At 42.6% G+C, this 19,436-nt stretch carries 27 protein-coding genes and 1 pseudogene; all 28 read right to left on the bottom strand.

From position 1 onward, the window contains the following. Positions 1–23 precede the first annotated feature (23 nt). The 28 genes and pseudogenes from DQM45_RS03680 to DQM45_RS03545 all read right to left on the bottom strand — a co-directional run bounded on the left by DQM45_RS03680 (position 24) and on the right by DQM45_RS03545 (position 19,430). Complete coding sequence (locus tag DQM45_RS03680) at positions 24–443, bottom strand: hypothetical protein (protein ID WP_003084262.1); 420 nt, start codon at positions 441–443, stop codon at positions 24–26. 11 nt (positions 444–454) lie between these two features. Then, positions 455–1,024 carry a major tail protein gene (locus tag DQM45_RS03675; protein WP_003084874.1) on the bottom strand — a complete coding sequence of 190 codons (570 nt, stop codon included), beginning with the start codon at positions 1,022–1,024 and terminating at the stop codon, positions 455–457. Between the two features lie 2 nt (positions 1,025–1,026). Continuing rightward, positions 1,027–1,353 (bottom strand): hypothetical protein, encoded by a 327-nt coding sequence (locus tag DQM45_RS03670; protein ID WP_003083592.1) that lies wholly within the window; start codon positions 1,351–1,353, stop codon positions 1,027–1,029. A gap of 8 nt (positions 1,354–1,361) precedes the next feature. Further along, entirely contained in the window at positions 1,362–1,730 is a 369-nt protein-coding gene (locus DQM45_RS03665) for an HK97 gp10 family phage protein (RefSeq protein ID WP_003083471.1), read from the bottom strand. Further along, complete coding sequence (locus DQM45_RS03660; protein WP_003085935.1) at positions 1,723–2,061, bottom strand: head-tail adaptor protein; 339 nt, start codon at positions 2,059–2,061, stop codon at positions 1,723–1,725. The genes DQM45_RS03665 and DQM45_RS03660 overlap by 8 nt, the downstream gene beginning before the upstream one ends. Further along, positions 2,061–2,318, bottom strand: a complete 258-nt coding sequence (locus DQM45_RS03655; protein WP_000631138.1) for a head-tail connector protein — start codon at positions 2,316–2,318, stop codon at positions 2,061–2,063. Before DQM45_RS03655 ends, DQM45_RS03660 begins: the two co-directional genes overlap by 1 nt. Beyond that, on the bottom strand, positions 2,315–3,523 hold the full coding sequence (locus DQM45_RS03650) for a phage major capsid protein (protein ID WP_003082866.1): 1,209 nt from the start codon (positions 3,521–3,523) through the stop codon (positions 2,315–2,317). The genes DQM45_RS03655 and DQM45_RS03650 overlap by 4 nt, the downstream gene beginning before the upstream one ends. Positions 3,524–3,536: 13 nt before the next feature. Then, complete coding sequence (locus DQM45_RS03645; protein WP_003084543.1) at positions 3,537–4,235, bottom strand: head maturation protease, ClpP-related; 699 nt, start codon at positions 4,233–4,235, stop codon at positions 3,537–3,539. Next, positions 4,228–5,517, bottom strand: a complete 1,290-nt coding sequence (locus tag DQM45_RS03640) for a phage portal protein (RefSeq protein ID WP_003082574.1) — start codon at positions 5,515–5,517, stop codon at positions 4,228–4,230. Before DQM45_RS03640 ends, DQM45_RS03645 begins: the two co-directional genes overlap by 8 nt. Before the next feature lie 56 nt (positions 5,518–5,573). Beyond that, positions 5,574–5,762, bottom strand: coding sequence for a hypothetical protein (locus tag DQM45_RS03635; protein ID WP_000888907.1), 189 nt, complete (start codon positions 5,760–5,762; stop codon positions 5,574–5,576). Next, a complete protein-coding gene (locus tag DQM45_RS03630) occupies positions 5,735–5,923 on the bottom strand; it encodes a hypothetical protein (protein ID WP_000224578.1) in 189 nt (62 codons plus the stop codon). The genes DQM45_RS03635 and DQM45_RS03630 overlap by 28 nt, the downstream gene beginning before the upstream one ends. Positions 5,924–6,026: 103 nt before the next feature. Further along, positions 6,027–7,619 carry a terminase large subunit gene (locus DQM45_RS03625; RefSeq protein ID WP_003086112.1) on the bottom strand — a complete coding sequence of 531 codons (1,593 nt, stop codon included), beginning with the start codon at positions 7,617–7,619 and terminating at the stop codon, positions 6,027–6,029. Continuing rightward, complete coding sequence (locus tag DQM45_RS03620; protein WP_039984473.1) at positions 7,616–8,089, bottom strand: phage terminase small subunit P27 family; 474 nt, start codon at positions 8,087–8,089, stop codon at positions 7,616–7,618. Before DQM45_RS03620 ends, DQM45_RS03625 begins: the two co-directional genes overlap by 4 nt. Before the next feature lie 48 nt (positions 8,090–8,137). Beyond that, the gene (locus DQM45_RS03615; protein ID WP_003085793.1) at positions 8,138–8,347 is read right to left on the bottom strand and encodes a DUF4314 domain-containing protein; all 210 of its coding nucleotides are present in this window, start codon (positions 8,345–8,347) and stop codon (positions 8,138–8,140) included. 1 nt (position 8,348) lies between these two features. Further along, positions 8,349–8,603: an Nmad4 family putative nucleotide modification protein gene (locus DQM45_RS03610; RefSeq protein ID WP_003084984.1), complete on the bottom strand. Its 255-nt coding sequence runs from the start codon at positions 8,601–8,603 to the stop codon at positions 8,349–8,351. An 84-nt stretch (positions 8,604–8,687) separates the two neighbouring features. Next, the gene (locus DQM45_RS03605; RefSeq protein WP_003085595.1) at positions 8,688–8,942 is read right to left on the bottom strand and encodes a hypothetical protein; all 255 of its coding nucleotides are present in this window, start codon (positions 8,940–8,942) and stop codon (positions 8,688–8,690) included. A 70-nt stretch (positions 8,943–9,012) separates the two neighbouring features. Next, positions 9,013–9,201 (bottom strand): competence regulator inhibitor paratox, encoded by a 189-nt coding sequence (locus DQM45_RS03600; protein ID WP_003084540.1) that lies wholly within the window; start codon positions 9,199–9,201, stop codon positions 9,013–9,015. Between the two features lie 64 nt (positions 9,202–9,265). Beyond that, positions 9,266–10,541, bottom strand: a pseudogene (locus DQM45_RS03595) (DNA cytosine methyltransferase). Further along, the gene (locus DQM45_RS03590; RefSeq protein WP_003083867.1) at positions 10,538–11,794 is read right to left on the bottom strand and encodes a site-specific DNA-methyltransferase; all 1,257 of its coding nucleotides are present in this window, start codon (positions 11,792–11,794) and stop codon (positions 10,538–10,540) included. Before DQM45_RS03590 ends, DQM45_RS03595 begins: the two are co-directional and overlap by 4 nt. Continuing rightward, positions 11,778–12,221 (bottom strand): hypothetical protein, encoded by a 444-nt coding sequence (locus tag DQM45_RS03585; protein ID WP_003085469.1) that lies wholly within the window; start codon positions 12,219–12,221, stop codon positions 11,778–11,780. Before DQM45_RS03585 ends, DQM45_RS03590 begins: the two co-directional genes overlap by 17 nt. A 288-nt stretch (positions 12,222–12,509) precedes the next feature. Further along, positions 12,510–12,875: an HNH endonuclease gene (locus tag DQM45_RS03580; RefSeq protein ID WP_039984471.1), complete on the bottom strand. Its 366-nt coding sequence runs from the start codon at positions 12,873–12,875 to the stop codon at positions 12,510–12,512. Positions 12,876–12,899: 24 nt separating this feature from the next. After that, the gene (locus DQM45_RS03575) at positions 12,900–13,271 is read right to left on the bottom strand and encodes a hypothetical protein (RefSeq protein WP_003083324.1); all 372 of its coding nucleotides are present in this window, start codon (positions 13,269–13,271) and stop codon (positions 12,900–12,902) included. A 32-nt stretch (positions 13,272–13,303) separates the two neighbouring features. Then, a complete protein-coding gene (gene metK, locus DQM45_RS03570) occupies positions 13,304–14,341 on the bottom strand; it encodes a methionine adenosyltransferase (RefSeq protein ID WP_003083625.1) in 1,038 nt (345 codons plus the stop codon). A 46-nt stretch (positions 14,342–14,387) separates the two neighbouring features. Then, positions 14,388–14,570, bottom strand: coding sequence for a DUF6900 domain-containing protein (locus DQM45_RS03565; protein WP_003084750.1), 183 nt, complete (start codon positions 14,568–14,570; stop codon positions 14,388–14,390). Between the two features lie 183 nt (positions 14,571–14,753). Beyond that, positions 14,754–15,230 carry a hypothetical protein gene (locus tag DQM45_RS03560; RefSeq protein WP_003084145.1) on the bottom strand — a complete coding sequence of 159 codons (477 nt, stop codon included), beginning with the start codon at positions 15,228–15,230 and terminating at the stop codon, positions 14,754–14,756. After that, positions 15,223–16,599: a DEAD/DEAH box helicase gene (locus DQM45_RS03555; RefSeq protein WP_003083276.1), complete on the bottom strand. Its 1,377-nt coding sequence runs from the start codon at positions 16,597–16,599 to the stop codon at positions 15,223–15,225. The genes DQM45_RS03560 and DQM45_RS03555 overlap by 8 nt, the downstream gene beginning before the upstream one ends. Continuing rightward, positions 16,580–16,861 carry a VRR-NUC domain-containing protein gene (locus DQM45_RS03550; protein WP_003084768.1) on the bottom strand — a complete coding sequence of 94 codons (282 nt, stop codon included), beginning with the start codon at positions 16,859–16,861 and terminating at the stop codon, positions 16,580–16,582. Before DQM45_RS03550 ends, DQM45_RS03555 begins: the two co-directional genes overlap by 20 nt. A gap of 283 nt (positions 16,862–17,144) precedes the next feature. Further along, complete coding sequence (locus DQM45_RS03545) at positions 17,145–19,430, bottom strand: phage/plasmid primase, P4 family (RefSeq protein WP_003085491.1); 2,286 nt, start codon at positions 19,428–19,430, stop codon at positions 17,145–17,147. Positions 19,431–19,436 lie beyond the last annotated feature (6 nt).

Here is a 19,436-nt window from a genome sequence, read left to right as displayed (position 1 = left end):
CTTACAACAAGAGAGGTAACTCTCTACCGTGAAGATTTCCTCGCTCGCTGTTTCGGAAGTTTCTGCTTTTTTCTGGTTGTCATCCCTTGGTTAAGCATAGACATCAAGACTGGCCCAACTTCCTGAAGGGGAAATTCCTCCATCGACATAAAGAAATCCTCGAATGGTTTGATTCGATGATTGGCTGACTTGGCAAAGGCCCAAAAGAGACGGTGGAAAAAGGTCATGTCGAAGTCAGATAAAATAGACAAGTCAATCTGACTAGCCTTTAACTCTTCCCCCTCTTCCAATTGCTCAAGTTGAGTCATGATGGATTCCGCACTTAACATGTTAAAGAGATCCTGGAAATAATCCTTTCCGAATTGCTCCTTATAAGCAATCGGTGTATAGGCATTCGTAGCCAAGGGATAGGTTTTTCCAGCAATCGTGATATTTTGTCGCATGTTCTCCTCCTTTAAGCAGTTGGTTCAAAGACAGACTTAAACCAGTTCTCACGAATCTCATCACTGGTTTCTTCAGTCGTTCTGCGTCGCACAATCTTATCAAGTGGTCGTGGACTTGCCGTAAAGGTCAACTCCACCTCATTGATGTCAGAGCCTGACTTGGTTTTTGACCCAACTGTTGGGCGAGACGCATAACAGTAATAAAGGACATGAAGTGTCTCTTTCTTGTCCCCTTCAAATCGGAACATGAGGGCGAAGTTTTTCTTCTCCGCATTTGCAATCTCTGAAATGGTGTTAGTTGTCGCATCCAATTTCTCACCTAGAACATGAGTTAGAAACTCCTGTGACAAGAGAGCGACTTTCAGCGTTCCCTCATAGCCGTCATTGGATTCAGAGGTGTAAAAGTTGATGTTGTCTGCCTTGTAAGAACCCTTATCTCCAGTCGGTTCAAGGGTTAATTCTGCGGCACCACGAAGGCGCTCGACAGTACCATAAGTCAAAGCACCGTCAGCTCCCTCACTGGTGACTTCTGCCCAGTGGACATCTTGTAGGCCAAAGGTGACCTTGTTTTTTTCTGCCATGGTTATCCTCCTAATAGTGTGATGGAATAAATGGTTTGGTAGAGTTTCTCACTAGTGATGTAAGTCTCTACCTTGTCAAAATAAAGATGGTGGGCATCAAGAACTGATTCCACCGTTTCTTCTGTCACTAAATCCTTCTTTGTTGTGTACAGCTCAATCTGAACATTAAGCCCTTTGTGATAAGCCCAGTTGTCTGCCCCAAGGTTATCTGAGTCAGTGACTAGATAGACCATAAAGGGAGGTCTCGGACTGTGACCTTCCTCAAAATGATGATAGGCTACTGGGAGTTTGCTCTCTTTTAAGACAGGAAAGAGGTCTTCAAATCGCATAAGCCACCTCACAGTTTCTGTCGCAATTTGTCTTCAAACGACTGAATCGCCCTTTTCTCGACAGGAGCGATGTGCTTAATCCCTTCCACCCGACCACCGTTTTGTTTGGCATGCCCATCTTCAAGCAGATGCGTCAGCCCTGGTGTTCGATTGTGAATAGTTTTGGTCAGAGCCGTATTGCTGTCAGTCGTTGCCTTACTCGTCCACCCTTTAGCATATTTCCCTCGTCGTTTTGGGGAAGTCACCTTTAAGGTATCAACGGCATCGTCTGTCACTTCCTCAACCACCTCACGCATGACATCTGTGGTCTCTTTGGCATAAGTCGTCAGCTCCTTTTCGATGACAGAAGCTAAATCATCAAGTCCAATCTTAGTCATAAAGCTCCTCCTTGGTCGCAACGATGTAAATCAAGCTTTGAGCCACAGTATCGCCATCAATGGACTCGATAGCATAATACTGGTCACGAAAGTAAATTCGAGTCGTTAAAGAATTAAGAGCAAGAATAGCCTTATCGTAGCGCAAGGTAAACTGCACCTTGTTATGAATCAGTTTTGTCGCACTCCCATCACTTTCAGTTAAAGCTAGTGGACGACAAGAACACCAACGCATAAAGAGGTCATCCCAAATGGCTAACTCGTTTCCGATGTCGTCCTGCTTGAGTCGCTTTTCTTGAAAGACTAACTGTTCTCTTAGAGGCGCAATCTTCATCAGAACACATCCTTTCTATCTGCCAAAAGCAAATGATAGAGAGTTTCCTTCAACTCCTTGTGATTGGCTTCTTCACGGTGTTCATAAAGATAGGCAACCCCATAAAGGACTGCCGTCTTTAGAACTTCTGAAGTGGAGGTCTCACGAAGAATATCTTCACAAAGCTGGCGACTTGTTGCCATCAACTGTTCGATAAGGAAGTCCTCCTCATCATTCTCCACTTTCAGATAGAGCTTGGCTTCTTCTAGCGTTATCATAGACCTTTCCCTTTAATGGTGAGTATTTTCACTGCTTCGGGAAGAACCAATTTCCCATCCACACGTTGGCTGGCAAGAAAACCAATCTGACCATTGTTTGCATAAAGCTCATTGAGACGCTTGAAGGTACGCCCTTGACGGTCCGCAATCCAGTAGTAAGAGAAATCACCAAAGGCAATCGCTTTGTTTCCTGCTTCTGGAAGTGGCGCAAAAGTTGACGTGTAGTAAGGACGGTTGAGAATCAAATCAGGTTGACCAGCTTGTGTTGATGGTTGCCAGATGTAATTGCCATTATTGTCCTTGAGCTTGCGGATAGCCTTAACCGTAGTATCATGGAGAATCCAGACCGCATTCTTACGATAAGGAGCAGGAAGCGAGTGGTAAAGCTCAATCATGTCATCAAAGGTGATGTCTTTGGTTGCGGTCGTTGGTCCTTCTACATCTGCTTGCGTGAAGATACCTGTTGGTTTTTTAGAACCATCACCCACCAAGAATGATTTTTCTTCCTCCGTACCGATACGACGTGCAAACTCAGAAGTCATGTAAGACTCAAGGTCAAAGACAGAGTCATTGAGCAATTCTTCTGAGATACGGATTGCTGTCCCAATCTTATGCGAATCAAGAGTCACTTGACCAAAAGTCTCATCCGTTTCTGGATAAAGTCCGTTCTCATCCATCCAAGAGGCTGAACCATGACCAGTAACAACTGGAATCTTACGCTCACCACTAGAGGTTTTGATAACAGTTGCGAGACTACGGAAAAAGTTTTCTTCCTGAAGCCCTTGTACCAATTTCTTTTCGTATTCATCAGGGACAAGGTGTCCGCCTTCTGTATCTTCACCGACACGAAGAACATCCTTCACATCATAGAAGTTACGTTTACGGACACTGGTCCAGAACGTCTGGGTGTAGATATCTGATGCGACACCTTTCTTTTCATCTTCTTTTTGGTTATCGACAATGACTGTTGGCTGCGTCGTTAGCGCTTGTGAGGTGGGTTGCGCCAGTTCAAGGTCAATCTTTTCTTGGCGCTCCAAGCGAGCAATTTCCTTATTGTAGAGCTCGATTTTAGTTTCCATTTCCTCATAGCGTTTGGAATCTTCATCCGATACCAAGCCGTCTTCTGAGCGAACAGTATCCAGAAAGGCTTTCGCTTGAGCCCAAGCAGCGTTACGTTTTTCTTTCAATTCAAGTAGTTTAGACATAGGTATTCTCCTTTTATTTCAATAGGTTCAATCGTTTTTCCAACTGATTGATGGGGATCGTTTTCTGTGACTTGGGTGGTTGAAGGCTCGCTTGAAGTTTCACCATCAAATCATGAGCAGTAGTCACTCTGCTAAAGGTGTAGCTATTTTGATGGTCCTGATCAGGTGTCTCCTCTTTTTCAAAGAGCACCTTATCCGCAAAACCAAGCTCCACTGCTTTCTTGGCATTGAACCAAGACTCTGAGTCCATGAGATGAGAAATCTTAGTTCTGGAAAGTCCAGTTCTAAGCTCATAAGCATTGATAATGGACTCCTTAATTTCGCCAAGCATCTCAATGACCTTGGCCATATCTTTCGCTTCACCTTGCGCAAACGTCCAAGGGTTATGAATCATCATCATGGCAACTGGACTCATGGAAACTGTTGTCCCAGCCATGGCGATGACGCTGGCAGCACTCGCAGCTAGGCCATCAATGATGACATGGACATCGCCCTGATAATCCATAAGCATGTTATAGATTTGAGCAGCCGCAAACACATCACCCCCTGGACTATTGATCCAAAGGGTGATGTCGCCTGTTCCTGAAGTCAACTCATTCTTAAAGATCTGCGGGGTGACTTCATCCCCAAACCAAGTCTCGTCCGCAATCTGTCCTTCAATCCGAAGAGTGCGGACTTCTCCTTCGTCAGTAATATTCCAAAATTTACGCATCTTCTTCCTCCTCTGGTGGATCTTCAGCTGGATCCGTTTCTGTCGGTTGCTTCATGAAACCACCAGCATCTTTTAATTTGGTCATGTTGCCGTTAATCAAGTAAAGGTTTCCGCCTTCTTCATCAGATAACAAGTTCAAGTCTTCCAACTCACGGATGTCGTTAGTCGAGAGCCATCCATTTTGTCGTGCGATGGCATAGCCATTCATACGACTCTGATAATCGCCACGAAGCAAACCGTCTACATTAAACTTGATAAGGTAGCGTTTCTTTTCTTCGGGTAAAAAAAGAGACCTCTTGAAGGCCTGTTCTAACCGAACTACCCAAGGGTCTAAGGTATATTTCACAAATTCAAGTGATTGCTGTTCAATATTTGAAAACGACGACTTCTCCAAATCCCCAACCATGTGTGGTGGGATACGGTAAAGTCGTGCAATTTCGTTAATCTGAAACTTCCGTGTTTGTAAAAATTGGGCTTCTTCAGGGGGAATTCCAACTTGAGTATACTTCATTCCTTCTTCGAGTACAGCCACTTTATGCGCATTTGTGACCCCATTGTAAACGGCATTCCAAGAATCTCTCACTCGTTTAGGGTCTTTAAGGATACCTGGGTGCTCCAAAACACCACCTGGATTAGCGCCATTTTTAAAGAAAGATGCCCCATAGTTTTCGGTAGCTAGGGTCATCCCAATCGCATTTTTAGCCATCGCAATTGGTGAGTAACCAATCAAGCCATCAAATCCAAGACCAGGCACATGAAGAATGTCTTCCTGCTTCAATAAGACAGTTCCCTTATCATTGAAATTAGGATTTTCTTCTGTCTGCCGCTGGTATTTGTAGTAAAGTCTCCCATTATCATCACGATGGACAGACATCTTATCAGGCAAGAGTGGATAGAGACTAATCACTCGTCCACCCTTATCTCTGATAATCTGCACATAAGCATTTCCCCATATTAACAAATGGCTCATCATGGTTTCTCGAAAAATAAAGGATGACATTTCTGGATTTGGCTCATCATGAAGAAGAAAGTACAGTGGGTGGTCCAGCTTTTTCTCCTTCCCAGTTTCTGTCCGTTCATAGACGTGAATAGGAAGTGACGCTACTGCTTCAGCAAGGATACGCACACAAGCATAAACGGCCGTCGTCTGCATAGCCTTAAACTCATCTACGGTTTCACCACTGGTCGTCCGTCCAAAGAGGTATGAAAAATCTTGCCCCTCATAACTATTATGGGGCTTATCTCTTGAACGCTTTGATCCAATCCAATCAAAAATACCCATTTGACCTCCTTTTTGAGTAAACAAAAAGCACCTCAGTCGAAGTGCTTAGTGCTAGTTTACAAATAACATGGTACGAGTTTACCATCCGTTAGAATGTACCATCTTTTTTCTGTTTCTTTGTATACGTAAGTGTAGTCTGCTAAATAATCTCCTTCAAGGTCGCTCTCACTTCCTACAAAGCGAATGTTCTCTGTCCCTTGAACAAGGCTATCTGTTTCTACCTCATCAAGGTTTTCTTCCAACATGATGATGTTGCCTTTTTTAGAAGTTCTTTAACTTGTTTGAGGCTATTGAATGCTGATGTTAATAGGCTTCCTGTGTAACTTGGATACCCTTCATAAGCGACCTTAATAAATGTTGCGGTGTTTGATTTCGTTAAAAGTCCAATACGTGCATTAGTTGCCATGTTTTTGTTCTCCTCTTCTTTTGTTGTGACCATATTAACTCTAAAGAGGAAGTTTATCCAGTCATTTTTGAGCCATTTTTGAAAGAATTTAACTTTATTTTTCCTAAAAACTCAAAATTCCTCGTTCATCATAGACACTACCTTCATCTCCTTGGTGACGGATACAACGGTCTAATCCCATAATAAGGGCGACAATACCATCAATCTTCTCAACAGACTTTTCCTTATCTGGCTTGATATTACCAGCTGGATCTTGTCGCATGACCACATTTTGTCCCATCCACTTAAGAACAGGATGACCACCGTGTTGGACTTTCCCCTCCATCATAAGCTTGTAGAGTTCTTTGGATGGTGGACTCATATCCTTATAACCCTGTCCAAAAGGCACCATGGTCAAGCCCATGCCTTCGAGATTCTGTACCATTTGTGTTGCATTCCAACGGTCATAGGCAATCTCCTTGATGTGGTAGGTTTCAGCGAGTTGTTCAATAAAGGCTTCGATGAAACCATAGTGAACAACATTCCCTTCGGTCGTCTTGATGTAGCCCTGCCTTTCCCAAACATCATAAAGGACATGGTCACGACGGCATCTGAGTTCCAAGGTATCTTCTGGTAACCAAAAGAATGGGAAGATAATGTAGTTCTCCTCGCTATGTCGTGGTGGGAAGACCAAGACAAAGGCGGTGATATCTGAGGTACTTGATAAGTCAAGCCCTGCGTAGCAATCACGACCTTTAAGAGCCTCATAATCTATCGGGGCATTACCTTTGGCATAGACATGTTCAGGTATCCAAGCCACGCTGGAACTCGTCCACATGTTGAGACGGAGTTGCTTAAAGACATTCTCCTCTGCTGGGTTATCAAGAGCTTGTTGGTAGGCTTCACGAACTCGGTCAATCCCAATGGTATGACCAAGTGAGGGATTAGCTTTCAGCCAGTTGGCTTCGTCATTCCAATCGTCTTCATCAGAAAGACCATAGACCACAGGATAAAAGGACGTGTCCTTCTTTCGACCTTTGAGAATATCAAGAGCCTTGGTGTGGAGTTCATAACAGATGGAGTTTTTATCTGTCCCAGCTGTTGTGATGATGAAAAAGAGAGGTTGTTCCCTAGCATCACCAGAACCTTTGGTCAAGACATCATAGAGATGGCGATTGGGTTGAGCGTGAATTTCATCAAAGACAAGGCCAGACACGTTGAGACCGTGTTTGGTTCCTGTTTCCGCTGATAGGACTTGGTAAAATCCAGCGTTTGAATAGTTCACTATCCGCTTTGTCGCTCCCATAATCTTGGAGCGTTTCTCAAGCGGTCGGCTCATTAGAACCATTTGTTTGGCAACATCAAAGACGATAGAAGCTTGGTTTCGGTCACAAGCCGCCCCATAAACTTCTGCACTGGCTTCATTATCTGCGTACAAAAGATAAAGGGCAATAGCTGCGGCAAGCTCAGACTTGCCGTTTTTCTTTGGAATCTCGATGTAGGCTGTCAGAAACTGACGGTTGCCGTCTTCCTTAACAATTCCAAAGAGATCTCGTACTATCTGTTCCTGCCATGGCAACAACTCAAACTTCTTCCCTGCCCACTTACCTTTGGTGTGGGAAAGGTTATTGATAAAGGTCACTGCCCTATCTGCCTTTGCCTTGTCGTAGTGAGACGTCGGAAGCATAAAGGGACTCGGTTCATAATGATAAGTCATTGAATACCTCCCAACAAATCCTCCATCTCATCACCTGTACCAACATCAGCATCCATAGTCGCCAAGCGATTACGAGCTGATGGTGTCAGACCAAACTGCTCACAGAACTTGAGCATGATTTTCAGATTGGTCTGGCTGATAGATACCTGTGGCACTTGTTGGAGATAGCCATTTGGGGTCTTGATGATAGATCCATGTTTTGAGAGAAACTCTTCGGCTTCCTTCCATCGTGCATATGCTTGGCAATAGCCTGCGAAGGCTGTCATGTCCATCTCTGTTAAAATTCCCATCTGTTCGAGAATTTTACCCATCCGTTTCCATTCCTTCTTGGCATCGTCTTCGAGCCACTGTGGACACCGTGGGGCTTTCTGTTTGGGTTTAACCTCGTTATTCGGTAGAGGTCGCTTCCCAGGGTTTCCTTCAAGTATTTTCAAATTGGTAGGCTTTGGTTTTCGCCCTCTAATTGCCACTGTCTCACCCCCTTTTTGGTACAAGAAAAAGGCTTCAAAAGAAACCTTTTAAATCTTTTCAACTCCATCAACTCCATATAAAACATTTAAGCTTTGGCCATTATCCCAAGAGACAATGAGTGAACCAATATCATCTACATCAAGGACCGTACCAAGTGTCCCTACTGGAACTGGTCGAGGGTCGTCCATCTGGACTAATCTCACCCTTGTCCCCTCTGGGTAGGTGGACTTGATTCGTTTTAGAATCTTGTCGTTCATCTTATGCTCCTAATGTTTCAAATGCCCGCTTCACTGCGTGTCCTTGGTCTTGGAAGGTTTTTTCTGAATCAATGATAAGGTTGAAACGTTGTTCTTCCTTTGAAAACTCATCAAGGCTTTCAACTGTTTCAAAGATATGAAGATTAATTCCTTTGTAGCTTTGGTAGGCTATAATCAACCAGTTTTTGAATGGTACAATGCTTGCAGTTGCAGGGTAAAGGCTGTAGGCATTTTCAAGTGTTGTTTGTGTTGTCATGGTTTTGTTCTCCTCTTCTTTTGTTGGTTACATATTAACTCTGGAGGAAATTGATATCCAGTTTTATCTGCTTGTTTTGGCAGATTATTTTGACAAGATTGAAGAAACATCTTCCCACAGCTGGTTGGTATCTTCGGTGATATAAGTTACTTCCATATCTGTGAACTGTCCTTTATCAATACCTGTCTGAATATCATCAAGCAGCTCATTGATTTGTTCCAAGTTTCCAGTCTCGATGATATCAAGAGGAAACTCTCGTGTTTTTTCATAATGGTGCTTCATCACCATTAAATGAACATAACAGTAATCAATTATCTGATTAGCTTCAGCTTTGGTCATTGTATATAACTCCTTCTTAATTGCTAGTCGTATATTACCGTACCTTTCAGAGTATATCCAGTAGTAATTGCTAACAGAGGTCAAAAATCTCCGCTACCATGTCATTCAAAGTCATTACTTCAACAACCTCATTCTCACTCACCGATTCCTGAGGAAGAACGTAATCAATAATCACACCATTTCGACGAGCAACTCTGACACTATCTTTAGAGATACGTCCACTCTTTACCTCTTTCAAAAAATCATTCAAATCAAGCATAGCTTTTCACCTCTCATCTTATCTATTCGAGAAAAGTTTCAAAAAATGCTTACTTAATCAAAATTTATTTAGATTTTTTATCGATGGTCTCCAAAATGGCTCTGCCAACGGCATAAACCACGGTGACAGTTACGCCATTTCCTGCCTGTTTGTAAAGCTGTGCATCAGAATTAACAGCTTCAGCTTTTTCAAACAAGTCATCTGAAAAACCTTGGAGTCTGAAGCACTCTCGTGGAGTCAAACGTCTGATTTTCACCACTCGACCATTCCAAACCACCGCTCCCATCTGACCACCACAAGAAAGGTTGTGGGCAATGCCCTTCCCAGCTCTGGCTCGTCTCATCTGTGAGCCTGGATAAGAAAGGTCAACGGAGTCACCAACCTCTGCCACTTGGTAGCCCTGCTTTGTTCCATTATTGACCTTGATGCCTTCAAGGACACCGTGACGGTCTTGAGAAGTCAAAGTAAACATGGGCTCATCCTGTTCTTTGATCCGTCTACCATTTTGACATTTAGTTACCCTGTCAGGAGTTAGAATCGGTTGAACTTCAAGAACTCCAGAGTTCATGGCAGTTCTCTTTGTAGCACCTGCAGTGTAGCGAGCGGTGATACACCGTGCTTCATCAGTTAGCTTTGGTTCAGTCAAAGACTAGTCAATCAGATAAAGACCTGTCTTAGCTCCCAGTCCGCCACCCTCACCAACAAGGGTTGTGACAATGCCACTAGGGTCGTAGACTCGGTAGCTTTGCATGCCGCCTATAATTTGCTTAAGATGGTTACCGCCTTCTCTGCTGAGAGGTAGTACTTGTCTTCGACCTCGACTTCTAAAATAGATGTCCGAGAGTGTAGATGCGCTCTCGGTTTTGGGGAACTCCGTAGTCTTTTGAGTTGAACACTTGCCATTCAAGGTCGTACCCTGCTTCATCCAAGATAGAGAGATAGTCGAGATAATCTCGTCCCCCGCCACTTGATAGAAGTCCCTTAACATTTTCAAGGAGAACCCATTCGGGTTTATCTTCTTCCTTTTGGCTTTGGATGAGGTTAACAAATGTAAAAAAGAGTCCACTTCGCTCACCGTATAGGCCGGCTCGTTTTCCTGCGATAGACACATTTTGACAAGGGCTTTCCGCAGTCCATAAATCTTCTTTGGGAAGTTGTGTGGGGTCAATGCTTGTGATGTCGTCATGAAACCATTCTCCTTCTGTATCGTACATTGCTTCATAGGATTTTCGTGCAAACTTATCCTTTTCACAGTAACCAAGACAGGTCATCCCTGCCAACTCCAACCCACGACGAAAGCCACCCACTCCTGCAAAGAAATCAAGAAAGGTTATTGTCATAGGTCATCCTCCATCTGTGCTTTAGCTTCGTCATAAGATATGGTCTGACTATTTCGAAGGACTTTCACATCGGAATTACCAGTAGCCTCCATGTAGCGTTTAACAATGACATCCACAAACTTTTCATCTAGCTCAATGCCGTAACAGATTCGACCAGTTTGGTCAGCTGCCATGAGGGTTGAGCCTGAACCAAGAAATGGGTCAAGAACTAATGTTCCTCGCATGGATGAATTTTGGATAGGATATGCCATAAGCTGAATCGGCTTCATGGTTGGGTGGTCTTTACTAGACTTAGGTCGGTCATACTCCCATATAGTTGTCTGCTTACAGTCACTGAACCATTGGTGTCTCCCCTTTTGTCGCCAACCAAAGAGGCAGGGTTCATGTTGCCATTGGTAGGGACTACGTCCGAGAACCAGTGAGTTCTTCTTCCAAATGCAACAACCGCTCAAATAGAAACCAGCGTCCTTAAAGGCCTTACGGAAGTTAAGCCCTTCCGTGTCCGCATGGAAAACATAGATTGAAGCATCAGCTTCCATGTGGCTTTCAACTTGAGTAAACATGTCGTAGAGGAATTGATAGAAGTCACCGTCAGACATGTTATCATTGAGGATTTTTCCAGCTGTCTCTTCCACATCCACATTGTATGGCGGGTCCGTCACAACAAGATTGGCTTTCTTATCACCAAGTAGCTGGTCATAAGTTTGTGCCTTGGTTGAATCACCACAAATCACTCGGTGTTTTCCAAGTTGCCAGATGTCTCCACGTCTTGCGACAGTTGGTTTCTTCAGCTCCTCTTCCACGTCAAAGTCATCTTCAGACAAGGCCTTGTCGTGGACGTTGGAGAGAATGTCATTAATCTCTGGTGGTTCAAAACCAGTCAAGTCAAGGTTGAAGTCAGACTCTTGCAAGTCCAAAAGCAAGTCTGCTAGAAGCTGGTCATCCCATTGACCAGTGATTTTATTGAGAGCAATGTTCAGTGCTTTTTCGTCTTCCTTGGAAAGGGAAACAATGACGCACTTGGCCGTTTCATACTTGAGGTCTTTAAGTACCGTCAAGCGTTGATGTCCACCGATGACCGTCAAATCCTTGTTGACAATGATAGGGTCAACGTAGCCAAACTTGAGCAGGCTCTGTTTAATCTTTTCGTATTCTTTGTCGCCCTTCTTCAATTTCTTTCGAGGGTTATAAGAAGCTGGTTTTAAGTCACCTAGAGGAAGTTCCTTAATCTCCATGTTAGGTTGCGTTGTCATTCCTTACTCCTTTTCTAAATCGATGTTCAATATAACAAGGGTGTCCGCAGAACTTCCTTGTTGGATTGGCATAGGATAAAAAAGACCTGCCACAGTTTTGGCAAGTCAATTCATCGTATGCAGTTTTGGTTTTGTCGTGCTCCTCTTTATGAGTATCCCAATAAACTTTACGACACTTATCAGAGCAGAACTTTTTCGGTCGACCTTGATTAACATGCTGAAGCTTTTGCATGCAATTTTTACAATACAATCGCTCCCCTTCATCAATTTGAGACTTTACTAATTCTCCAGGGCCTTTTAGCTCTGGAAATCTTCGACAGTACTGTTTGACTGAACCTAGTGATAGATTAAGCAACTGAGCAATAGCTCCGTACCCAAGGCCATCACTTCGTAATTTCCAAATTTCTCGACGTTGATTATCGTTCATTTGTTTTCCTCCAAGGTCAAAATCTGCATCATTTGATAATTTTTCTCCAGTTTTTTCTCCGAAAAGCAGCCTAAATTGTAAACAATTAAACGGTACATACCCTAGTAAAATAACTATTCTAACAACGGGTGAAGGTGGTTTTCATATCGTTTTTGTATGCCCCTAACGAATTTTGCGAAAATGCACGTTTGAGGGGGCGTCGGTCTTAGTCTCCCAAGGGTTTAGAGATTTCATCCCCCCTCCCCCAATGAGTGAAAAATAAGATACTTTTGGAACGAAACTCCAAGACTAAAATCGATACGAATACTCCACATATCGGTCAGTTGTCTTGGTCTTGCGGTCGTGACATGACTTACAAAGTGCTTGCCAGTTGGTTTGATTCCAAAAGAGGTCTTGGTCACCTCTGTGGGGTGTGATATGGTCAACCACTATTGCCTTGGTCAATCGACCTTTGACTTTGCATTGAACACAGAGTGGATGAACTTTTAAGTAACGAAGTCGTGCTTTATTCCACTGGGCATTGTATCCTTTGGCTTTGGTTGACTTGGTATCCAGTTGGTAGTTTGCTTTATGGTTGTCACAATACTTGTGACCATAAGGTACTAGGTTAGGACAACCATTTTGTTTACAAGGTGTGCTTGGTCTTCTTGGCATTTTCCTTCCAAAGAAAAAGTACAATTATTCTAGGTAATTGTACTTTACTAATCTATTTATTGCCCTACAAAACAACGTCCATTCTCTTGGAAAATTATTATCGCCCGAGCAATTGTAAGTTCTTCCATTCATGACAAACGTTACATGCCACTGAGTACCATCTAAAATCTCCATCTCATTTGAATAATATTCCTTCCATTCAGACAGTTTCACACGTTTTAATTGATTTAAGAAGAAAAATAATCGGAGATTGGAGATTGTTATTATCTCGGCTTCTGTCTCAGGAAATTTTTGGATACTTACCAATTTTTCTTCTACGTTAATATCAATTGAAATCATCGGTAACATGAAACTAAATAGTGATACGGTTATAGAAGATACTTGAGGATTGGGCATATGAACACTCCTTTTCTCTCTCAATTATATCACTATTTCTCCCAAGGAAGATAGTCTTTCGTGAAATGCCCAAAGCAAGTTGTCTCGGTGTAGTCTACATTCAAGAGATGAAGTTCCTTAATGATACCTCGTGGTGTTAAATCATACCGCTCACGAATCATTCCTTCCAGTTGTTTTGCGGTGTAGCGACTGGTTCCAAATGTTTCTACATACACCGACACAGGTTCTGCTACTCCAATGGCATAGGCTAATTGTACTTCACATCGTTTCGCATACCCTTCTCGAACAATATCCTTAGCAATCTTTCGTGCCATGTAGGCACCGGATCTGTCCACTTTGCTTGGGTCTTTTCCAGAGAAAGCACCGCCACCATGATGTGCGAAACCACCATATGTATCTGCCACAATTTTTCGACCAGTAACTCCTGCATCCGCAAATGAACCACCAAGTACAAAGCGACCAGTTGGATTGACTAGAACTTTGAAATCTAGATTCTGTCGGTAACGAAGTACTACTGACATCATAGCTTCAGTCACAATTCGTTTCACTTTGGCAAGGTCGGCCGTTTCGGTATGTTGGATGGAAACTAAAAAGGTATCAATCCGTTTCTTCTCATAGTCGTAGGACACCTGTGCTTTCGCATCCTTTCCAAGTAAGGGATGACCAAGTGACATCAGTTTCTCAAGTACTCGAGTTGCCAAGACATAAGGCAGTGGGAGGTACTCAGGTGTTTCATCTACCGCATAACCAAACATCAACCCCTGGTCACCTGCACCCCCATTGTCTACACCTTGTGCAATATCTTTGCTTTGAAGTCCTAGTAGGTTCGTCACCATGATGTCCGTCATACCGTAAGGTTCAAGAACCTTTTTGACAATTCCTTCAAGGTTAAAGAAATGCTTGGTTGAGACTTCTCCTGCCACAACCACATGGTTATCCTTGATAAGTGTTTCGACAGCTACTCGACTATCTTTATCGCGCTTAAGGCATTCCGTCAAAATAGCATCTGAGATTTGGTCACAGAGCTTGTCTGGGTGTCCGCTTGAAACTTGTTCACTGGTAAAAATCATGTTTTCCTCCACGCAAAAAACCCAACCGTCTGGCTAGGCTTTGTGTTTATTTTACTGAATTTCTGCCTTCTTCGTAGGCTCGTTCGAGTGCTTTTTTAATTCCCCAAACTGGAATGTCGTAGAAATCAAGGTTATCGCTCCAGCGTTGTTCCAAGGTTTCAACTTGTAATTCCTCTTGAGCAATCCTTGTAAAAATCGCATCCAGTTTTTCTTGTTGGCGTTTTGTCATTGTATTGTTCTCCTCTTCTTTTGTTGTGTCCATATTAACTCTAAAAAGGAGATATATCCAGTCATTACTGGGTATTTTTAATCTTTTTTGACACTTACAATTCTACCACAAATTTTGACAAAGTGAGGTCAATGTTAGATCACACTTAGTGCAGGGGTAGGTTACTGGTAGGTCAGGGAGAGGTTACTTTCCCAAAGAAAATCCCATTTTCATATACACTTCCCTAACATGGTCTAAGACCTTACGTCGCCAATTTCTAACAGTACTTCGACTAATATGAAACTCTCTCATCAAACTATCCCAATTACTATCTGTCTTAAGCATGGATTGCGCAAAATCATACAAATCTCCCTTTAGAAATTTTAAAGCCATCTCAAAATTATCAAGGTCATTAGCCAATCGGATATACCGTTGCGATAAATCCGCCAACTGTTCCTCATTTTCCTGAATCATCTTCTCACGAAAATTCAGTGCAATCATCTCTGACCGTTGATTGGTAGGTGTACTTTTAACTCTAGGTTCTTCAGATTTTTCAAAAACGAGTGATCCAATAACCTCATTTTCTGTCACTGGTTTGAAATGTTCCAAACGATACTTTAACATCTCCAAGTCACTTTTGAGTTCATTGTAATTCGTCAGTATGTGCTCTGCCTTATCCATCTGCCCCTCCTACTTGTGCTTTAACAGCTTCAATCAGCCGTTCTTGTTGTGCATCTTTGTTTTCTAGCGCCTTGAGGATTTCCTCATCAATCGTTCCTTCAGTCACAATGTGTTGGATAACAACTGTCTCAGACTCTTGCCCCTGTCGCCACAGACGAGCATTGGTTTGTTGGTATAGTTCCAATGACCACGTTAAACCAAACCAGACCAAGTGGTGACCGCCTTTTTGAAGATTCAACCCATGACCTGCTCCAGCTGGATGAAGTAAGCCAACTGGTACATTGCCCTTGTTCCATTCACGAATATCCTCTTCTGTTTTCAACACCCGACTCTTTACCTTGAGTTTTTCTAAACGACTCATAATCCGAGCCAAGTCATGTTTAAACCAATAGGCAACTAAGACAGGTTCTCCATTTGCGGATTCGAGGATATCTTCAAGGGCATCTAGTTTCTGTTCATGAAGTGACACGACTGTATGATCATCAGAATATACAGCACCATTAGATAACTGAACTAACTTGTTCGTAAGGCTTGCAGCATTGGCGGCAGTTACTTCTAGTCCATCTAACTCTGACAATACATACTCTTTCTTAAACTGACTGTACTTTTCTTTTTCCTTATCTGACATATGCACCAGTTTCTTAGTTGAAATCAATTCAGGCATATCCAGATAATCTAGTGCCTTCATAGAAATGGTAATATCACTAATCTTGTCTTGAATTTGACACTCCGCATAGTCCATGGGGATGTATTCATAGACAATATTGCCATTGCGACGACCTTCTTCAAAGTAGCGACTACGAAACTCACCAATGAATCGACCAAGACGTTCCCCACCATCAATGACCTTGAACTCTGCGAACAAGTCCATTAGTCCGTTTGAACTTGGTGTTCCAGTCAACCCAACAATACGTTTCATGTAAGGACGCATAGCCATGAAAGCTTTGAAACGCTTGGACTGCCATGACTTGAAAGAACTTAATTCATCAATTACTACCATATCCCACTTGAAATAGGGACTGCATAGTTCTACCAACCAAGGGAGGTTTTCACGATTGACGATATAGATATCCGCATCTTTCTGAAGAGCTACCATTCGTTGCTTGGGAGTACCAACTATTTTCGAATACCGTAAGTGACGCAACTCAGACCATTGCTCAATCTCATCACTCCATACTGTATTTGCGACTCGAAGTGGGGCAATAACCAAAACCTTTGTGACTTCAAATCGGTCAAACATCAATTCATTCACTGCAGACAAGGTTGTTGCCGTCTTTCCCATCCCCATGTCTAGGATGACTGCTGCATGAGGGTGACCCATGATGAAGTCCTTGGCGACTACCTGATAGTTATGTAATGTCAATTTCATCTAGCACTTCTCCAATCATCTCAATGCGGTCAATGACATAGACCTTAAAGCCTAATCGCTCGAACAGTTTATGCCTTGACACTTGTAACTTCCTTGGCTTTTGGTCAGGAGCCTTCACTTCCACCAAGCCAAATTTGCCTTTGGGTAAAAACACCAAACGATCTGGAACACCAGAAAAAGATGGCGATACCCATTTAGGACAAATGCCTCCTCTGGCTTTCACAGACTTCACCAAGGCTTGCTCAACATACTTTTCTCTCATCGTTCTAAATCCTTTCGTCAAATTGAAGTGTGTAGGTCTAGTGCAGTCATTTCCAAAACTCCTCTTATAGGCTTTTTTATAGTAATTTTTGCTTATAGGATAGTTTTAGAAAAGACCATAATAGACCTACACAAAATCAAAAAATGTCACTCATGCTGGTCGTTTTAATCATTTATCTGAAGTCTCATTCAAAATAAGTTCCAACCATTCAGTCAACGACCTACACACCTAAAATAATCAAATACCTCTCTTGTGGAAGTAAGTTGGCTAAAAATGTTGGTCATTAATCTATGAAATCATAGCCATCATCGACCAATTTCAAACCAAGAATGAGATTACCTTTACTAGTCCGTTTTCGTTTAAAACCTGCCTGATCAAGAGCAGAATAAAAATCAGTCGTACTACGTGTGTACTCCATGTTTTTGGCGCAATAGGCACGATACTGACTATAGAGCTCTCCTGATTTTTCTGTCAACTGATCACCAACTTGACAACAGTCACTAAGGAAGTGTCCTAACCAATCATTGGCCTCACGATAGGCTTTGACGGAAGCTGATACGGCAGTTGGTACTTTTGTTTTGAAGTTCGCTTTGATGGCTTTTTCTGCACCTTCTATAATCCAAGACATGATGGCTGGTGCTGCATTGTCGTACAGATAATCCGCAAAGTTTTTGATGTCAGAGCGACCAGTGATTTTGGCGTTAAACGGGATAACAACCAAACGTCGCCACGTTCCATCATCGTTCGCACCTACTTTAGGCAGGTGGTTGGTGTAAAGAACAAGCGTATGAGACGGCACAAAGTGGAAGGGATCCTTGTATTTCTTCTCAGCTTGGATTTCATCTGTTGAGGTAATCTGCTTAACAACTGCTGTGTTGAGTCGCATCCCTTCTGCCATTTCAGAAGCAATGACCAGACGTTTCCCTTTAAGCTCAGCAAGCTCAGGACTGACATTTCGCTTGTTTGACATAGTTAAGGCATCCGCAGATAATTTACCTGAATAGCTACCTAGCACACGAGCAATGGTATTCCAAAAAGTAGACTTGCCGTTCGCTCCGCCTCCATAGGCAATAATCATGTGTTCCTGATAGACCTTACCGATAGCTGCCATACCAATAATTTCTTGAACATAATCAATTAATTCTTGGTCATTACAAAAAAAGGTAGCTAAAGTTTCCTGCCACAATCCCATTCCCTGATCACTAGGGGAGACTGCGGTTATTTTTGTTATATAATCTTCAGGATTGTGTTCTTGTTGCCCATTTATTCCTTTTCGTAAATCATAAGTAGCCTCTGGGGTATTGAGTAATAAGTCATCACTATCTAATTCTGACAATTCTACTGAAAGCATTGGTTTAGCTGTATTATAGACAGCCATCAAATTCTTATAGTCACGATGTTTCATAACAAATTTATGGAACTCTTTAGCTGCTAGATAGGCTTTTAAATATTTCAATTGAAGTGGAGTTTCGACTGCATTTTCTAGACGCTTTCCTCCAGCCTTAATGGTCAACTCATCAATACCTGAAGACTGAAGTTGCTTATCTGCAGATTCCAAGAGTGCATTTGCTTCAGCAAGTTGTTCATCGGTAAAGTGTACAACTGCACCTAATGCCAACTGCTTATTCTCACGCCAGTGAGTTCCGTCATAGTAAAGATAGTCTGTTGCGTTGGTATAAGCGAGCCTGTTCGCATACTCTCTTGCAAGAACTCCCGCTTCCCCAACATCAGAGTAATCATCTGGTTTTAATGTTTCTCTATTGAAAGCATCGGGAGCCACGTAGCCTTTAGATGTTTTTATAGTTCTATTGTAGAATCGCACAGCACTTCCCCAAATGGTATCTAACTCTGCTTTATCAAGCGGCGGTACACATTTCTGAGCCTGCTCATCAAAGCCATCCCTTGCTTCTTGCGTTACACCTAAACGTTTTAGAATTTTTGCTGCAAAGACTGACATGGTAGAGTTACGACTGCCTTGCTGGATTGGACCATTTGGTGGCGTATAGAAATCTGCATCGAAATCTTCCTCGTCTTCAATAGAAACAGCCTGAAACAAATCTTCATCAATAGTCAGCCATGAATCATGCCAAACTACCTCTGCTTGCGGATTTCCAAAGAAGAATCGTGCCGCATCCTTGGCATGATCATCAAAAAACTTGTATTGATTACAGAGTTCTTCCTTCAGTGCTACATAGATGGCTTTATCAGTTACCTCATTGATTTGGAAGTAAATATGATATTTTGGTCTTGGAGCTTTTCCTGCCTTAGCTTGCATGTGACTACGGCTCGTCACCAAAGCGAAGTTATAATCCGCAAAGATTTCTTTTAATCGCTCTACAGTTATCCACTCATCTGGATTTTCAGAATGGTCATTATCAATATCCATGACCAAGACGTCCGACTTGATGAAATTGGTATTTGAGCGTGCATTGTTTAAAAACAGCCCCGCCACATGGTCGAATTGCGCAACAGTTTGTAGCGATATTTCATCTGTAATAGTTACTTGATTGGGATAGACCGTGGTTGTCTGAACCCCAGTCTGTCCAGAATGAGATAAGGTAAATTGCATTATGAA

The sequence above is a fragment of the Streptococcus porcinus genome, from assembly GCF_900475415.1.
Lineage (GTDB): Bacteria > Bacillota > Bacilli > Lactobacillales > Streptococcaceae > Streptococcus > Streptococcus porcinus.
This window is presented reverse-complemented; position numbering and strand designations above follow the sequence as displayed.

Bases quoted from the DNA above. Each gene is read 5' to 3' on its own strand.
- DQM45_RS03590 (WP_003083867.1), bottom strand. From the start codon at position 11,794: ATGACAACGCAACCTAACATGGAGATTAAGGAACTTCCTCTAGGTGAC.
- DQM45_RS03670 (WP_003083592.1), bottom strand. From the start codon at position 1,353: ATGCGATTTGAAGACCTCTTTCCTGTCTTAAAAGAGAGCAAACTCCCA.
- metK (WP_003083625.1), bottom strand. From the start codon at position 14,341: ATGATTTTTACCAGTGAACAAGTTTCAAGCGGACACCCAGACAAGCTC.
- DQM45_RS03650 (WP_003082866.1), bottom strand. From the start codon at position 3,523: ATGTCTAAACTACTTGAATTGAAAGAAAAACGTAACGCTGCTTGGGCT.
- DQM45_RS03645 (WP_003084543.1), bottom strand. From the start codon at position 4,235: ATGCGTAAATTTTGGAATATTACTGACGAAGGAGAAGTCCGCACTCTT.
- DQM45_RS03585 (WP_003085469.1), bottom strand. From the start codon at position 12,221: ATGAACGATAATCAACGTCGAGAAATTTGGAAATTACGAAGTGATGGC.
- DQM45_RS03605 (WP_003085595.1), bottom strand. From the start codon at position 8,942: ATGACCAAAGCTGAAGCTAATCAGATAATTGATTACTGTTATGTTCAT.
- DQM45_RS03600 (WP_003084540.1), bottom strand. From the start codon at position 9,201: ATGCTTGATTTGAATGATTTTTTGAAAGAGGTAAAGAGTGGACGTATC.
- DQM45_RS03630 (WP_000224578.1), bottom strand. From the start codon at position 5,923: ATGGCAACTAATGCACGTATTGGACTTTTAACGAAATCAAACACCGCA.
- DQM45_RS03680 (WP_003084262.1), bottom strand. From the start codon at position 443: ATGCGACAAAATATCACGATTGCTGGAAAAACCTATCCCTTGGCTACG.
- DQM45_RS03545 (WP_003085491.1), bottom strand. From the start codon at position 19,430: ATGCAATTTACCTTATCTCATTCTGGACAGACTGGGGTTCAGACAACC.
- DQM45_RS03655 (WP_000631138.1), bottom strand. From the start codon at position 2,318: ATGATAACGCTAGAAGAAGCCAAGCTCTATCTGAAAGTGGAGAATGAT.
- DQM45_RS03615 (WP_003085793.1), bottom strand. From the start codon at position 8,347: ATGAACGACAAGATTCTAAAACGAATCAAGTCCACCTACCCAGAGGGG.
- DQM45_RS03625 (WP_003086112.1), bottom strand. From the start codon at position 7,619: ATGACTTATCATTATGAACCGAGTCCCTTTATGCTTCCGACGTCTCAC.
- DQM45_RS03675 (WP_003084874.1), bottom strand. From the start codon at position 1,024: ATGGCAGAAAAAAACAAGGTCACCTTTGGCCTACAAGATGTCCACTGG.
- DQM45_RS03665 (WP_003083471.1), bottom strand. From the start codon at position 1,730: ATGACTAAGATTGGACTTGATGATTTAGCTTCTGTCATCGAAAAGGAG.
- DQM45_RS03640 (WP_003082574.1), bottom strand. From the start codon at position 5,517: ATGGGTATTTTTGATTGGATTGGATCAAAGCGTTCAAGAGATAAGCCC.
- DQM45_RS03565 (WP_003084750.1), bottom strand. From the start codon at position 14,570: ATGACAAAACGCCAACAAGAAAAACTGGATGCGATTTTTACAAGGATT.
- DQM45_RS03660 (WP_003085935.1), bottom strand. From the start codon at position 2,061: ATGAAGATTGCGCCTCTAAGAGAACAGTTAGTCTTTCAAGAAAAGCGA.
- DQM45_RS03635 (WP_000888907.1), bottom strand. From the start codon at position 5,762: ATGTTGGAAGAAAACCTTGATGAGGTAGAAACAGATAGCCTTGTTCAA.
- DQM45_RS03610 (WP_003084984.1), bottom strand. From the start codon at position 8,603: ATGACAACACAAACAACACTTGAAAATGCCTACAGCCTTTACCCTGCA.
- DQM45_RS03555 (WP_003083276.1), bottom strand. From the start codon at position 16,599: ATGAAATTGACATTACATAACTATCAGGTAGTCGCCAAGGACTTCATC.
- DQM45_RS03575 (WP_003083324.1), bottom strand. From the start codon at position 13,271: ATGCCCAATCCTCAAGTATCTTCTATAACCGTATCACTATTTAGTTTC.
- DQM45_RS03550 (WP_003084768.1), bottom strand. From the start codon at position 16,861: ATGAGAGAAAAGTATGTTGAGCAAGCCTTGGTGAAGTCTGTGAAAGCC.
- DQM45_RS03580 (WP_039984471.1), bottom strand. From the start codon at position 12,875: ATGCCAAGAAGACCAAGCACACCTTGTAAACAAAATGGTTGTCCTAAC.
- DQM45_RS03560 (WP_003084145.1), bottom strand. From the start codon at position 15,230: ATGGATAAGGCAGAGCACATACTGACGAATTACAATGAACTCAAAAGT.